Source organism: Psychromonas sp. KJ10-5 (genome assembly GCF_055808325.1).
Window position 1 is genome coordinate 623,255 of the sequence record NZ_CM147864.1, and the last position, 14,412, is coordinate 637,666.

The window sequence follows — 14,412 nt, forward strand, 5'->3', positions numbered from 1 at the left end:
TAGTCATATCAATATCAAAGGGTAAACATGATTCAATTATTTATAGGTGGTGTGCGCAGTGGTAAAAGCGATGCTGCGGAAGAGCTGTTATTGGAACTGACCAACAATAACGCAATGAAGCCAGCCTATGTTGCCACTAGTGTTGCCTTTGGTGAAGAAACGGTTGAGCGTATCAAACTACATCAAAAAAATCGTGAGTTACGTTTTGGACAACCGATTACAACCTATGAACTGAATTATCAAACATTAGATTTGTTATCTGTTTTAAAATCTCTCGATAAACCTGACAATATCGTTTTAATTGAATGTTTATCCACTTGGGTTGGTTGGTATTTATCATTGGATAATACGCTTCAAAAGAATCTAGACATAATGGCAGAGCAGCAAGCTGCTTTATTGGCATTTTTAAGAGATGCAACATGTCATGTGATCATCGTGACCGGGGAAGTCGGTTGCGGTTTGATTGGAGAAACACCATTACAAAGGCGATATGCGGATCAATTAGGTAAATTAAATCAGGAGGTCGCTGCACTATCTGAACAGGTTTATCTGTTAACCGCCGGGTTAAAACAGCAATTAAAATAAAGAGTTTAGATAGATTATCTTTGTTTTATAAGGGATTTTTTAATTTATTTAAATAAAATGTAATTTTTTATGGTTTTTCCCTTTAAATCTTATTTTTGTTCCCCATATAATTAATAACATCGATGGGGAAACCCAAAAATTCAATTATATAAGAGAATAATTATGTCTGAATATACTACTCAAGAGCAACAAGCAAGTTACGGTATCGGTTTACAAATGGGTGAGCAACTTGCTTCTAATCCTTTTGAGGGTTTAGATATCTCTGCTGTTTCTGCTGGTATTGCTGATTCTTTCGCTGGCGCTGAAAGCAAAGTTTCACAACAAGACCTTCAAGCTGCTTTCCAAGTAATCTCTGAGCGTATGCAAGCTGCTGCTGCTGAGCAAGCGAAAGTATTAGGTGCAGCTGGTGAAGCATTCCTAGCTGAAAACGCTAAAAAAGATGGCGTTACAGTCACTGAATCTGGTCTTCAATACGAAGTTATTACTGAAGGCGAAGGCGAAAAACCAACTGCTGAATCTACAGTAAGTGTTCATTACCACGGTTCTTTAATCGACGGTACTGTATTTGATAGCTCTGTTGAACGTGGTCAACCAGCTGAATTCCCAGTTGGCGGCGTTATCGCTGGTTGGACTGAAGCACTACAATTAATGTCTCCAGGTGCTAAATACAAACTAGCTATTCCAGCTGGTCTTGCATACGGCGAACGTGGCGCAGGTGCTGCAATCGGTCCACACGCTACATTAGTATTTGAAGTTGAACTACTAGCAATTAAATAATTTTATTTAATTGGTTTTAGCTTAAAAACCTTCTCTGGTAACAGGGAAGGTTTTTTTATGCTTGGTGATTTATTTTAGCCTACGTGTTTGATTATGTAATTATAAACTAACAAAACATCATTAAAGGGGCGCTTGCTTTGACTTTATGTTTTTCAGGGGGATAGTAGCTTCGCTTTGGCATTCTTTTATCGATGAAAAAGATGAAATAGGTTTTAGAGGCGTGCTGCTTTAACCTTTAACCTTCCACCTTACCCACTACTGACTAAAATGCTCTAATATCAAAGGAAGGAATTCATATCCGCTAATACACACCAACCAAAACCAGGCGCTTAAGCTAATACGTTGAATGGCTAGGCTCACTTTTTGTGCGCTTGGCTGTTGGTCAAAACCGATATTGGCGTAGGTGATCTTCTGTTCTTCGTATAAACGTACTCCACCTAATTGTGTTTCCGTGCTTAAACCAAAGCTACTTAATAACAAACCAGATGAAAAGTGATGCCAATCAGCACCCTGTTTGAACTTTTTAAATAAGTTTTTTATTGGTTTATCGTATAAAGCAAAAGTGAAACTAACAATAATATGCACAGGAATTTGTAATAAGCTTGTAATTAAAGAGGGGAGTTTTCCCAATGCGCTATATTGCGGTAACTTGCAATTCCATTGTTGCCCGCAAATATGCATTAGTTGATAAAATAGAGCGCCGTATATGCCTGTCGCTAAATACCAAAATATTACTGCAAACCAACCGTTGGTTAACTGTAACACTAAAGACTCAATGGTTGCTTTATGTGTGCCTAATTGGGATAAAGGTTTTGTTTCTCTAAGGGTAAGCTTATCTAATAACAACTTAGCCGTGGCTAGGCTTTCATATTGCAAGTCGTTGTCTATCTGTTTATATACGTGCATTTTATCGTGCCAAGATAACAGTAAATAAATTGCGACTAAATCAATGATAAAAGGCTTGAAAGCAACAACGTAAAGTTGGCTAATAATTAATACAATGGGAAAGAAAATTAGCGAAAACGCCAACATGCTTGCTAGTCGTTTATAGCCATCATTGCGATCAGGTCGATTTACTTTGAGCGCGATACGTTGAAAAATAAGTGCAAAAGCAGAAAGAGGATTTAGATCTCTAGGTAATGAAAAACAGAACGAGCACAAGGCCGCAGTTAAAAAACTGAAAAAGGCTGCGTGCTGTTCTATTAACATTAAAAGGGATTGCATTAATTCAATCTATCTACAATGGCTTCTACTAATATAGAAGCGTTTTTTGCTGCAACAGGTAAAAACTCATCAAAAGAGAGTTCAGATTTTTTACCTGCAATATCAGATAGAGATCGAATAATGACAAATGGTACTGAGAATTGGAAACAAACCTGAGCAATCGCTGCAGCTTCCATTTCACATGCAGCCATAGTAGGGAAGTTGTTACGCGCTACTTCTGCTTTTACTGGGTCAGCCATAAAGATGTCACCAGTACAGATTAATCCTTTGATGATGTTTAAACCTGGTAATGTTTTTGCCGCATCTTCAGCAATATCAACTAAAGAAGACGTTGCTTCAAAAGCAGCTGGCAATTGTGCCATTTGTCCAATTTCATAACCAAAAGCAGTCAGGTCAACATCGTGGAACCTTACTTCCGTAGAAATAACAATATCACCTACATTTAATGCCGTGTCGTATCCGCCAGCTGAACCTGTGTTAATGACGACATCAGGAGAGAACTGATCCAGTAATAATGTCGTTGCAACAGCTGCAGCGACTTTACCTATACCTGATTTAGTTAAAATCACTTGTTTGCCGTTAAGGTCACCTTGGTAAAATTCGCAACCTGCGACTTTGCTTGTAGTAACGTTATTCATCGCTGATTTTAAGATGCTAATTTCTTCATCCATTGCACCAATAATGCCTATTTTCATCTGTTTTTCTCTTTGTTATACCTATAAAAGTGTAATGCTATCATATTGTTGACGATATCTTCACTCTAAGGTTTTTTTGTGGTGAGTAACTGTGTAAAATCCTAGCCAATTATTGCTAGTAAACCAGGAAAAGTAAATGAATGCCTTAATAGAAGATCTAAAAGCCCGTGGCTTAATCGCTCAAACAACCGCTGATGAAGAGTTACATGAACATTTATCAAGTGGAAGTCGTACATTATATTGTGGCTTTGATCCGACAGCTGATAGTTTACATATTGGTAGCCTAGTACCGTTATTAATTTTAAAACGTTTCCAAGAAGCTGGTCACAAGCCATTGGCATTAGTGGGTGGAGCAACAGGGTTAATTGGTGACCCAAGCTTTAAAGCCGCTGAACGTAAATTAAACAGTGATGATATTGTTGCAAACTGGGTTGATTCAATTAAAAAGCAAGTAAGTGCTTTTATTGAATTTGGCGAACAAGATAACGCAGCTGAAGTGGTAAATAATTTAGATTGGATCAGTAAAATGGACAGCATCTCTTTTTTACGTGATGTTGGTAAGCACTTCAGTGTTAACGCTATGATTCAAAAAGAGTCTGTTAAACAACGTATTGATCGTGAAGGTGCAGGTATCTCATTTACTGAGTTTAGCTACATGTTGCTTCAATCTTATGATTTCGCGGCATTAAATAAAGAGAAAAACTGTACGTTACAAATTGGTGGATCTGATCAATGGGGTAATATTACTGGTGGTATCGATCTAACTCGTCGTATGAACCAAGAGAAAGTATTTGGTCTAACTATGCCGCTAGTAACTAAAGCAGATGGTACTAAGTTTGGTAAAACTGAATCAGGTACCATTTGGTTAGATCCTGCAAAAACATCACCTTATGCTTTCTTCCAATTCTGGATCACTACGCTAGATGCTGATGTTTACAAGTTCCTACGTTACTTTACTTTCTTAACCGTCGAACAGATTGCGGAAATTGAAGAAACAGATAAAAACATTAAAGGACGCCCACAAGGTCAAGGCATCTTAGCACGTGAAGTAACCCGTTTAGTGCATGGTGAAGAAGGTTTAGCATCGGCAGAGCGTATTACAGAAGCGTTATTTTCAGGGAACTTAAGCAACCTAAGTGAGTCTGACCTTGCGCAATTAGCACAAGATGGTTTACCAGCGACGGATGTGAATAATGATAGTGCTTCAATTGTTGAACTATTAACAAGTTGTGAGTTAGCGGCTTCAAACAAGATGGCTCGTGAATTTGTCAATAATGGCGCGGTGATGGTAAATGGTGAGAAAATAACCGATACTGAAGCGACTATTACAAAAGCTGATGCATTATTCTCACGCTACACGTTAATTAAACGCGGCAAACGTTTATTTAATCTATTTATTTGGAAATAAAAGAGAATCATATGATTTTAAAAAAATGTGTTTTAACCGCTTCGGTTGGTTCATTGTTAAGTCTTTCTTCTTTATCGGTATTCGCAGCAGATGAAGATGTTACTTTCTCTGATGATACTCCTGCAGTAACAGAGTCTGTGCCACTTACTGAAACAGAAAGTGATCCTAGTACTTGGGTTGATATGAGTGATCCAACGGCTATCTACTCTCACGCAAGTATTGGTGGCGGTAATCAAGGTGTTGATTTATCGGCTACTTATGGTGGCTACTTAAGCGGTGTTTATAAGCATAGCTTTACACTTGCAGCACGTGAAGATTTAGAGCATTACGAAACCAACTATTTTATCTTGAACTCTGCTTCTAATTCAGGTGTTGCATTTGATAATAGTTGGAGTGAAGACATGCGTATTGATCACACTGATTATGATGACCTGAATGACAACTCAATCGGTTTTTTCGCTAAACTGCCATTCATGGAAGATAAAGTAAGATTCCACCCTAAAGTAAGCGTTGGTTTTATTTGGGGCGATCATTTCAGTGATACAACTTACGTTAAATTCGATGCAACGACTCGTTACCGATTTGACCACATGTACTGGGTCGGTGTAACACCAACTTATGCATATGGCTTTAAAGGCGAAGACTTAAATGAATGGACTGCGACATTAGATGCTGGTGTTCAAATTTCTGATGTTTTTGGTATCAGTGCAAGTGTTAATGATGATAAAGATTTCCTTGCGAATGTAACCTTCGCTTTTTAATCTTTGTTGATTCATCAAATAACCTTATCCTTTAAACAGATAACGATTATTAATAGTAGGCCAGACGCATTATGCTTCTGGCCTTTTTTGTAATTAAAGGAGGGGATTATATTGAAATAAAAGTACTTTTTAGCATAGTGTAAATATTATCACTGGTTTAATTATGAGCACATTGGCAACAAATTAGTCCTTTCATTCACTCTCTACGTTTAGTAAAACCCCGTCATTGAAACTTTATTGGTAGGTGCCGCGAAGCGCACTTATTTTAAAAAAAGAATAAATAATAAGTCTTTCAAACATATTAAATAAGTCGCTTTGTACTATTTACTTGACATCGTTCGGTTAAATAAATCACAATACGAATCTAAATAATTATCATTTGATATGTTATTTCTTGTTTATTGTATTTATATCAATCAATTTTAACTTAATACTTTTTGGAACATTATTAATGAAGTTCACCCGTATTTTTTTCCTTTCCTCATTTATTGCTCTCATGACAATCAACTCATCAGCCTTTGCTAGCGAAGCAGCCAAAACAGCACAACTAGATGCTGATGGTTTTAGTGTAGAAATGAATGATCCACGTTATACAAAATTAAAAACCTATCTTGTTGAGATGAAAGATGGTGTGTTAACGCCAGCTGAATTAGTCGTACCAGAAAAAACTAAATTTCGTCTGGTAGTACGTAATCTTGGTAATAAACCTGCTGAGTTTGAAAGTAACCAGTTACGTCAAGAAAAGGTTCTCTTTATGGGCGCTGAAACGACATTAGTGATTATTCCTCTCGATGTGGGTAGTTATGATTACTTTGATGACTTCGCACCAACAACACACGGTAAAATAGTAGTTAAAGCTAAGGATTAAAAGATGGGACAAACAATTTTTGTCGTCTGTAGAGAGAGCATTGAAGCACTCTTAGTGATCGGAATTCTTTATGCTTGGATGGATGGAAGAGCGGATGCAGCAACAGGTAAAAAATGGTTGCTTGCAGGGGTAGTAGGTGGCTTTGGTTTAGCCGCGTTATTAACGTTAACGTTAATTGGTGTATCAGATTTATTAGGTGGCGAAAGCCGCGCTTGGTTTGAAGTCGGCATGTTAACGTTTGCCAGTGCATTGATTGTCCAAATGGTGCTGTGGATGCGAGTTCATGGACGTACATTAAAGAAAGAGCTAGAAGCTGGATTAGAGAAAAGCTTACAAGGCAAAAAAAGCTGGTGGGGTGTTTTCTTCCTCGCGATGATTGCCGTTGGTCGTGAAGGTTCTGAAACGGTGATGTTCCTATATGGTTCGCTTTTACAATTGGGTACTTTAGCTTCTTATGTGAGCTTTTTTAGTGCTGTCGCTATTGGTTTAGCCTTAGCCATGGTGCTGTTTTATGCATTGCAATTAGGTGGCAAGTTCATTTCGTGGAAATGGTTTTTCAAGGTCACTGAAATCATGTTGTTATTTCTTGGATCTGCCCTGTTCTTGGCTGCTTCGGAAAAACTATTAGGTGGGCCGCTTGCTGCAACTGATTTACCGGGCTGGTTATACAGCAATATCTGGGATATGAGCAGTGTATTGAGCGATAGCTCAGTATTTGGCAACTTATTAGCCTCATTATTTGCCTATCGTTCACAGCCGATAGGTTGGGACTTAGCTGTATTAGGTGCTTATTGGGTTGCTGTGATCGTTATTCTTAAATGGCAAACAAAAGCTAAATTAGAGCCTGTTGCATATGTGACGGCTGAGCATGCTTAACCAGTAACAAATATTAGTAGTAAATTTTTATAAACAAATTGCAGAACACAATTTACATAGTTGCAGGAAGCAATTAATAACTTGAGCTTTATTGATAATAATAAAGCTCCTAACGTTTAAACGTAAAACCAGGAGTAATAAAAGTGAAAAAGACAATGTTAAGCACTGTGATTGCAGGAGCTCTATTAGTTTCTGCTTGTAACTCAGAAGCTGAAAAACCAGCTGCAGCACAAACTGAAGCACCTGCAGCAGTAGAAGCAGCTGCTCCGAGTGAAGCAGCGACAACAGGTTTATCTAAGAGCGATAAACTAGCAACATTATCAACTTATGCAAGTATTGCTTCTGCTAACTACTCTGATGCAGTAAAAGATGCAAAAGCACTACAAACAGCGATTAGCGAGTTTGTTGCTGAGCCAACAGAGGCAACATTACAAGCAGCAAAAGACGCATGGTTAGTTTCTCGTGAAAGTTACGGTACCACTGAGATTTTCCGTCTTTCTAACGGTCCAATTGATGCTGAAGATGGTTGGGTAGCTGAGACTTACGGTGGTGTTGAAGGTGAACTTAACTCTTGGCCACTAGATGAAAACATGATCGATTACACTGTGAATGCAAATAATGAGCGTACTAGTGGTAATATTATCGATACGCAAGGTATGTTTACACCAGGTGGTGAAGACGTAACAGCGGTTGATGTAACAACACTAACACCAGAAGTTTTAGGTGAGTTAAACACTAACGGTGGTGATGCAAACGTAGCAGCTGGTTACCATGCAATTGAATTCATGCTTTGGGGTCAAGATCAAGACTACAACAACATGATTGAAGACACTATCAGCAATGGCGCAATGACAGCAGGTCAACGCCCACTAACTGATTTCACAACAGACAAATTAGCAGAGCGTCGTCTTGCTTACCTTGGTGCTGTTGCTGAAAAAATGGTTGATGATCTATCTGTAGTGGCAAGTGCTTGGGAAGATAAAGTAAGTGGTGATAACGGTCTTTACCGCGCTGCTTTACTAGAGCAACTAACGGGTGACCAAGCGTCTAAAAATATCGAGCTAGCAACTGCACTTAAGCAAATCTTTGCTGGTGTTGGCGTGTTCTCTAAATCAGAATTAGCAAACGAACGTATTGCTGTTGCTGTATTAACACCAAGTGAAGAAGATGAGCATTCATGTTTCTCTGATAACACGCACCGTGATATTGCATTGAACTATCAAGGCATTAAAAACGTATTACTAGGTGAATACAAAGGTAAAAAAGTAGGCCCTGGATTTATTGATAACGTATCAACTGAAGAGCAAGCTGCTATTACTGAGTTAATGACAGACATTGAAGCACGTATTGCTACTATCAATACATTAGCAACAACGACAATGCACTTTGATTACCAAATTCGTCCAGAAAACGAAGAAAGTGTTCAAAACATTGTAACGCTTAAAAACCAATTACGTCGTTTAGGCGACCAAATGGTTGTTGTGTCTAAAGCTTACGGTATTTCACTGACTACAAATGATGTAACGGATGTTGAAGAAACTCAGCTATAAGACCTTATATCGCTGTAATACAGCAATGTAGTCCAGCATGAAATAACAAACGCCACTTACCGTATTCGGTCGGTGGCGTTTTGCGTTATCTGTTCACCTTAAGGTATACCATTCATTTTGAAAGTGATCTATGAAAAGTAATTATTCCAAGGTCTCGAAGCATATTCTTCGCGGCGCTTTTTTGTTTTTTAGCCTTAATAATATGGCGCAGGCTGACAGCACTAAGTTTAATACCGATGAGTTTAGCGATGCCAGTGGCAGCAAGCCTTTTTCACACCCAATAAAAATGAATGATAAAGAGTTTGACCAATATATTCTTGGCCGCTCATTTTTTACTATCCCTTGGGTAGAAGCACCTAGTGCAACGACTGCTCGTGATGGTTTAGGTCCACACTTTAGTGCCAATACCTGTGTCAGTTGTCATGAAAATAACGGCAGTGCACCTACTCTGAGCAGTAAAAACCAACCTCTAAGAGCATTAGTTTTTAAATTAACTCAACCTAGCAAACATGCTTCACGTTGGTTAATTAATAATATCGATACACCTGCCCACGATAATGTACCTGACCCAGTTTATGGATCACAGGTGTCGATTAGAGGCAATGGCAAAGTAATGCCTGAAGCACAAACTAGGTTAAAAGTGGAGTCTGTTCCATTTACTTACCCGGATGGTCAGACATTGACCTTAACCAAATTTAAACCTTATTTAGATAAATTAGCTTATGGTCCGTTAGCAGAAGAGACAACCATCTCTTTACGACAGCCGCCAACATTAGCTGGTTTAAGATTAATTGAACAAGTCCCAGTTGCAGATATTCTGGCTTGGGAAGACCCAACAGATGAAAATGAAGATGGTATCAGTGGTCGTGCAAACTGGTTAAATGCACCAGATCAAGATGAAAAAATATTAGGTCGCCTTAATTGGAAAAGTAGTGCCGCTGGCATAGTTAATCAAACGGCTAATGCAGCCGCTCATGATTTAGGCTTAACAAATCCCTTTTTCACCGAAGAACGTTGTCAACCTGCACAAAAAGATTGTTTAGCTGCGCCTAAAGGGGATAATACGCGGCTTGGTAGTTTAGATTTACCTATGTTGCGTTTACAGGCGATTAGCGCGTTTATCCGTGACCATAAAGCACCACAAACGGTGCGCTTGGATGAACAAGGACGCCAAGGTAAAAAACTATTTGTAGAAACAGGCTGTGCCGCTTGCCATCGGGCCACAATGACAACTAGCGAAGGCGTTGAATTTCATCCATACAGTGACTTGTTATTACATGATATGGGTGAACAATTACAAGACGGTCGCCCGGAATTTTTAGCCACAGAAAGAGAGTATCGTACCGCACCTTTATGGGGTGTTGGGGCTAGATTAAGAGCGAAACATCGTTTTTTACATGATGCACGAGCAAAAACACCGGAAGAAGCGATTCTTTGGCACGGTGGAGAAGCAGAAACTGCGAAATTAACATTTATTAAATTAGACCAAGAGCAACGCTTGGCCTTGCTACACTTTTTGGAGCAATTATGAAAACTTTTACACATCTGTCATGCATTTGTTTACTTAGCGTACCAATGTTAAGTCATGCCGTGCAAAAAGACCCTTATGCCTCTATTTATGACAATGTGCTTCAGCAAAATGCTGATAACGCAGTGCAATACTGTGCTGATTTACAAGGTGCATTAGACAGTGACTCAGGTGAAGTACGTCATCAAGCATTCGAACAACTGGCAAAAGGCTGGGGGCAAGTGCAAGCTAGTTACATTCTTGGCGGTTACGACATGAATGCCATGGATTACCCATTGATGGTGGATTTTTTCCACAGTGGAAATGAAGATATTCATGCCAGTATCGAACGTTTAATTGGCCGTGATTCAAAACCACAGACCGCATTGTACAAAAACTCTTACAAAACCATGACCGCTATTGATTCAGTAATGTTCAGCGGTGAGTGGTCTGAGCGCAGAAAAGAGTTTGCAGAGGTAATGGTTGCTAATGTATGTAAGCGCTTTACGCAAATTAGCGACGGTTACAAAGCAAACCGTGATGCGTTCCTGTTTGACGTTGATAAAGGTTTATCGTTAGTGGTTAATGCGCAAATTGAGCATATTTACAAAACTCGTGATTGGCGTATTGCTCAAGTGAGTGGGTTAACTAAGGCAAACTTAGGTGAAACTAAACCTGAACACCAACAGTTCCCATACAGTGAAGCATCTTGGGCATTCATTGGTGGAGTATTGGAAACCAATCAACAACTACTAGCGGAAGATAAGCAACCTAACGTAGCGACTATTGCTTACGAAAAACACGGTAGTGAAGGTATTAAAGCGGTACAAAATGCACTGACTGCATCAGTAGAAGCGTATAACAATACACCGGCAGACCATAACTTTAACCTGAATGACATGATCCCAATCTTCCAAGGTCTATTGGATGTACAAAAAGCCTTTTACAGAGAGTTAGTGAGCCGTATTGGTGTATCAGCTAACTTAATCGATGCCGATGGCGATTGATTCTCCATTAGCGCTGTTCTTAAACGGTAGCCAACGTATATTTTGGGGCTACCTAATTGCTAGCGCGCTGATAGCAACAGTTTGGTATGTGTGGCAAGGGCATAAGCTTTCTATTACTAACATGAAAGCCTATTGGTTGAATGCTGATGCCAAACTTGATTATCGCTATTTTTTGGTTAATTGGCTGTTAAAAAAACTGCTAATTATTCCATTATTATTATCAGGCCAAACGGTCGCATTGTGGGTTTTAAATTATTTAAACTCAAATTATGAACCGCTGTTTCTATCTTGGTATTATCGCGATATCGTCTTGTCTTATACCTTGTGCTTATTTGTATTAGGGGATTTGAGTCGTTATTGGTTACATCGCTTGATGCATACAAATCGTTGGTTGTGGAAGTTTCATGAGGTACATCATAGTGCCGAGTCATTAAACCCGTTAACCTTCTACCGTTTGCATCCGGTAGAAATATTATTATTTGCGTTGCGCAACGCGATTGTTGCAGGTGTGGTGACAGGTATTTTCATCTTTTGTTTTGGTGCGCGTGTTGATTTATATACTGTATTAGGTGGTAACCTGTTTATAGTTGCCTTATTTTCTTTTACTGGAAACCTAAGACATAGCCATATTCGTTTAACTTATGGGGGTTGGATGGAACGATTATTGATTTCTCCAGCGCAACATCAAGTACATCATCAACAAGAGAGTATGCGAAAAAATTACGGTAGCGTATTAGCCTTATGGGATTGGTTGTTTGGTTCATTGAGACTAACCAAGGATGCCGCTACGGTGCAAAAATTTGGTTTAGGGGAAGGTAAAAGACAAGATTTTGATAGTGTTAGCAAAATTATGGTTCGCCCCTTTTTTAATATAATGACAAATATAAAACGGACACTTAAGTGAAAAAATTTCTTTATTTATTCTTCATTGGTATGAGCTTTTATCAAGCGAACGCTGCTCAACTGACAGAGGCACAGTTAGGGCAGATCTTGTTTCTCGACCCGAGCTTTTCTGTGAACAGAACTATGTCTTGCGCAACTTGCCATGAGCCTTCAACAAGCTTTAGTGATCACCGTGACAATATTGGACTGACTATGGTTTCACTGGGTGACGATAGTAAATCTCTTGGCACGCGTAATACGCCAATGGCCGCTTATGCCAATACATCGCCTTCATTTCATTTTAATCAAGAGCTCAATGAATATGTTGGTGGGCAATTCTGGGATGGTCGTGCGAATACCTTAGCTGATCAAGCAATGGGGCCGCCATTAAACCCTGTTGAAATGGGTTTTCCTGATGCTGAAACGGTAGTACAGCGTATTCAAGAAAATCCATTTTACATTGATAACTTTAAACGTATTTATGGTGAAACAGTCTTTGAGCAGCAAGCTAAAGAAGATGGTGTTTTACCTGCTTTTAATGGTTTTGCCCGTGCTATTCAAGCATTTGAACAAACTGATGAGTTTGCAACTTATGATAGTAAGTATGATCGATTCTTAAAAGGCGAGTACGAGCTAACAGTGTTAGAAGATTTAGGGCGTACTTTATTCTTCTCTAATAACAATGTGAGCTGCAATAGTTGTCATATGTTGAAAACAGAAGATAGTAAAAAAGAGCCTTTCACTAACCATCAATATCGTAATATTGGTGTTCCTTCTAATGCTCAGTTGATTGCATTAGGCCACGTAAAAGATGACTTTATTGACCATGGTTTACTAGAAAATCCAGCAGTTGACGATCCTAAATACGATGGTAAATTTAAAAATCCATCATTACGTAATGTCGCCGTAACAGCACCTTATATGCATAATGGTGTATTTAAAGATTTACGTACCGTGATGGAGTTTTATGATCACTTTAATAATCCTAAGCGCACTATTAATCCAGAAACTGGCAAACCTTGGCGCGCACCTGAAGTACCTGCAACGGTTGACTTAGAGGATCTTAAAGCTCAAGTATTAACAGACCGTAAGATTGATGCATTGATTGCTTTTATGAAAATATTAACGGATAAACGATTTGAGCCGTTATTAGAAAAGCAAGAAAAGCGTGAGGAAGCGAAGCAAGCGGCTCACTAGTTATCATTATTATCTGCCAGTCGATACTGGCAGATAATAACCTCAGAATAACGACTATAAATTATTAAGTTTATAGTCGTTATTTCCCTCTGTTGTGTCGAATTACTTAACACTTTATTTCATTTATTTTTTTGTTTACAACTAATCTATTTAAATTCAGTACTTTACATTTTTGGCTTGCTTATTGCTTGATCGCTCTTTGTGGGTAGATTTTACCTAGTTAATTATAAAGGAAAGGTTGATGAGAAAAATCATCTCAATATTAGTACCATTGTTATTTTCAGTGGCAGCACAAGCAACAGTCATGAGTCATAAAACAAGTGGCAAACATACCTCTGGCAATACCATTGGATCTAATACCATTGGAGCAGTAAAAACATATCAAGATAGTTTATATATATATTCAATTGATGGTGAGAGTGATAGTAAAGTCAGTACTTTTGCAGGTGTTGAACAAGGTACTTTCGACAGCATTTCAACAGGAAACGCAGTATCGGGCTCCGCATATCAAAATAGTGTCACAGTCGATACCGGCTCAGTCTTTTCATTTGATTGGTTGTGGTACAGCGCTGAAAATTCAAATTCATATTATAATGATTTTGCCTTTGTTAACTTAAGCTTAGGTGACCTAAATTGGCTTGCTGATACAGCAACACCAGATTGGACAACGGGGTCTTTTGAATGGACTGCTACTGAGTCTGGTTTATTAACCTACACAGTAGGTGTGTTGAATGTGAATGATAATGCTTTTAAATCAAAATTAATCGTTAATAATTTTTTAGTGTCAGCTCCTGTTGCAGTGCCTGCACCTGCTATGTTGGGACTTTTTGCTTTAGCGGTACTAGGTTTTTCTATTAGCCGCCGTAAAAAGGTTAGCTAACCTCTACATAGACAAAGCTTCGCACATAAAAAAACCATTCAACTTGAATGGTTTTTTTGTTTTACGCTTATTATTTTTAACTTAACTAACCTCAGTTCTGGTTAATGGAAGCGAAACATAATATAAAATCAGATAGTTAAATCATGTAATAGACAATACTGCTAGTTGTGCGTAGTTCAAGGCAAATTATTGAAG

Annotated in this window: 14 protein-coding genes; 12 read left to right on the forward strand and 2 right to left on the reverse strand. The window is 38.6% G+C overall.

The features are described from left to right. The first annotated feature begins 27 nt into the window (after window positions 1–27). Window positions 28–585: a bifunctional adenosylcobinamide kinase/adenosylcobinamide-phosphate guanylyltransferase gene (locus AC0L3W_RS03020; RefSeq protein ID WP_409439708.1), complete on the forward strand. Its 558-nt coding sequence runs from the start codon at window positions 28–30 to the stop codon at window positions 583–585. A 162-nt stretch (window positions 586–747) separates the two neighbouring features. After that, the gene (locus AC0L3W_RS03025) at window positions 748–1,362 is read left to right on the forward strand and encodes an FKBP-type peptidyl-prolyl cis-trans isomerase (RefSeq protein WP_290038404.1); all 615 of its coding nucleotides are present in this window, start codon (window positions 748–750) and stop codon (window positions 1,360–1,362) included. 255 nt (window positions 1,363–1,617) lie between these two features. On the opposite strand, the gene AC0L3W_RS03030 is transcribed toward AC0L3W_RS03025, so the two are convergent. Both AC0L3W_RS03030 and mtnN read right to left on the reverse strand, forming a co-directional pair. Further along, window positions 1,618–2,571 (reverse strand): cobalamin biosynthesis protein, encoded by a 954-nt coding sequence (locus tag AC0L3W_RS03030; RefSeq protein WP_290038403.1) that lies wholly within the window; start codon window positions 2,569–2,571, stop codon window positions 1,618–1,620. Between the two features lie 14 nt (window positions 2,572–2,585). Then, window positions 2,586–3,281: a 5'-methylthioadenosine/S-adenosylhomocysteine nucleosidase gene (mtnN, locus tag AC0L3W_RS03035; RefSeq protein WP_409439707.1), complete on the reverse strand. Its 696-nt coding sequence runs from the start codon at window positions 3,279–3,281 to the stop codon at window positions 2,586–2,588. 136 nt (window positions 3,282–3,417) lie between these two features. On the opposite strand from mtnN, the gene tyrS reads away from it, so the two are divergent. From tyrS to AC0L3W_RS03085, 10 genes are all read left to right on the forward strand, one after another. Then, window positions 3,418–4,689, forward strand: coding sequence for a tyrosine--tRNA ligase (gene tyrS, locus AC0L3W_RS03040; protein ID WP_290038400.1), 1,272 nt, complete (start codon window positions 3,418–3,420; stop codon window positions 4,687–4,689). An 11-nt stretch (window positions 4,690–4,700) separates the two neighbouring features. Continuing rightward, complete coding sequence (locus AC0L3W_RS03045; protein ID WP_409439706.1) at window positions 4,701–5,450, forward strand: hypothetical protein; 750 nt, start codon at window positions 4,701–4,703, stop codon at window positions 5,448–5,450. Between the two features lie 451 nt (window positions 5,451–5,901). Further along, complete coding sequence (locus tag AC0L3W_RS03050; RefSeq protein ID WP_409439705.1) at window positions 5,902–6,318, forward strand: cupredoxin domain-containing protein; 417 nt, start codon at window positions 5,902–5,904, stop codon at window positions 6,316–6,318. Between the two features lie 3 nt (window positions 6,319–6,321). After that, the gene (locus tag AC0L3W_RS03055; protein WP_290038396.1) at window positions 6,322–7,194 is read left to right on the forward strand and encodes an FTR1 family iron permease; all 873 of its coding nucleotides are present in this window, start codon (window positions 6,322–6,324) and stop codon (window positions 7,192–7,194) included. 143 nt (window positions 7,195–7,337) lie between these two features. Beyond that, entirely contained in the window at window positions 7,338–8,744 is a 1,407-nt protein-coding gene (locus AC0L3W_RS03060) for an imelysin family protein (RefSeq protein ID WP_409439704.1), read from the forward strand. Between the two features lie 130 nt (window positions 8,745–8,874). Then, window positions 8,875–10,275: a di-heme oxidoredictase family protein gene (locus AC0L3W_RS03065; RefSeq protein ID WP_409439703.1), complete on the forward strand. Its 1,401-nt coding sequence runs from the start codon at window positions 8,875–8,877 to the stop codon at window positions 10,273–10,275. After that, window positions 10,272–11,258, forward strand: a complete 987-nt coding sequence (locus AC0L3W_RS03070) for a hypothetical protein (RefSeq protein ID WP_409439702.1) — start codon at window positions 10,272–10,274, stop codon at window positions 11,256–11,258. Before AC0L3W_RS03065 ends, AC0L3W_RS03070 begins: the two co-directional genes overlap by 4 nt. Then, entirely contained in the window at window positions 11,248–12,162 is a 915-nt protein-coding gene (locus AC0L3W_RS03075) for a sterol desaturase family protein (protein WP_409439701.1), read from the forward strand. The genes AC0L3W_RS03070 and AC0L3W_RS03075 overlap by 11 nt, the downstream gene beginning before the upstream one ends. Next, window positions 12,159–13,337 (forward strand): cytochrome-c peroxidase, encoded by a 1,179-nt coding sequence (locus tag AC0L3W_RS03080; RefSeq protein ID WP_409439700.1) that lies wholly within the window; start codon window positions 12,159–12,161, stop codon window positions 13,335–13,337. The genes AC0L3W_RS03075 and AC0L3W_RS03080 overlap by 4 nt, the downstream gene beginning before the upstream one ends. A gap of 241 nt (window positions 13,338–13,578) precedes the next feature. Next, window positions 13,579–14,217: a PEP-CTERM sorting domain-containing protein gene (locus AC0L3W_RS03085; protein WP_290038388.1), complete on the forward strand. Its 639-nt coding sequence runs from the start codon at window positions 13,579–13,581 to the stop codon at window positions 14,215–14,217. The last annotated feature ends 195 nt before the right edge of the window (window positions 14,218–14,412 follow it).

Excerpts from the sequence above, each read along its gene's own strand:
- AC0L3W_RS03020 (WP_409439708.1), top strand. The coding sequence starts at position 28 with ATGATTCAATTATTTATAGGTGGTGTGCGCAGTGGTAAAAGCGATGCT.
- AC0L3W_RS03025 (WP_290038404.1), top strand. The coding sequence starts at position 748 with ATGTCTGAATATACTACTCAAGAGCAACAAGCAAGTTACGGTATCGGT.
- AC0L3W_RS03030 (WP_290038403.1), bottom strand. The coding sequence starts at position 2,571 with ATGTTAATAGAACAGCACGCAGCCTTTTTCAGTTTTTTAACTGCGGCC.
- mtnN (WP_409439707.1), bottom strand. The coding sequence starts at position 3,281 with ATGAAAATAGGCATTATTGGTGCAATGGATGAAGAAATTAGCATCTTA.
- tyrS (WP_290038400.1), top strand. The coding sequence starts at position 3,418 with ATGAATGCCTTAATAGAAGATCTAAAAGCCCGTGGCTTAATCGCTCAA.
- AC0L3W_RS03045 (WP_409439706.1), top strand. The coding sequence starts at position 4,701 with ATGATTTTAAAAAAATGTGTTTTAACCGCTTCGGTTGGTTCATTGTTA.
- AC0L3W_RS03050 (WP_409439705.1), top strand. The coding sequence starts at position 5,902 with ATGAAGTTCACCCGTATTTTTTTCCTTTCCTCATTTATTGCTCTCATG.
- AC0L3W_RS03055 (WP_290038396.1), top strand. The coding sequence starts at position 6,322 with ATGGGACAAACAATTTTTGTCGTCTGTAGAGAGAGCATTGAAGCACTC.
- AC0L3W_RS03065 (WP_409439703.1), top strand. The coding sequence starts at position 8,875 with ATGAAAAGTAATTATTCCAAGGTCTCGAAGCATATTCTTCGCGGCGCT.
- AC0L3W_RS03070 (WP_409439702.1), top strand. The coding sequence starts at position 10,272 with ATGAAAACTTTTACACATCTGTCATGCATTTGTTTACTTAGCGTACCA.
- AC0L3W_RS03075 (WP_409439701.1), top strand. The coding sequence starts at position 11,248 with ATGGCGATTGATTCTCCATTAGCGCTGTTCTTAAACGGTAGCCAACGT.
- AC0L3W_RS03085 (WP_290038388.1), top strand. The coding sequence starts at position 13,579 with ATGAGAAAAATCATCTCAATATTAGTACCATTGTTATTTTCAGTGGCA.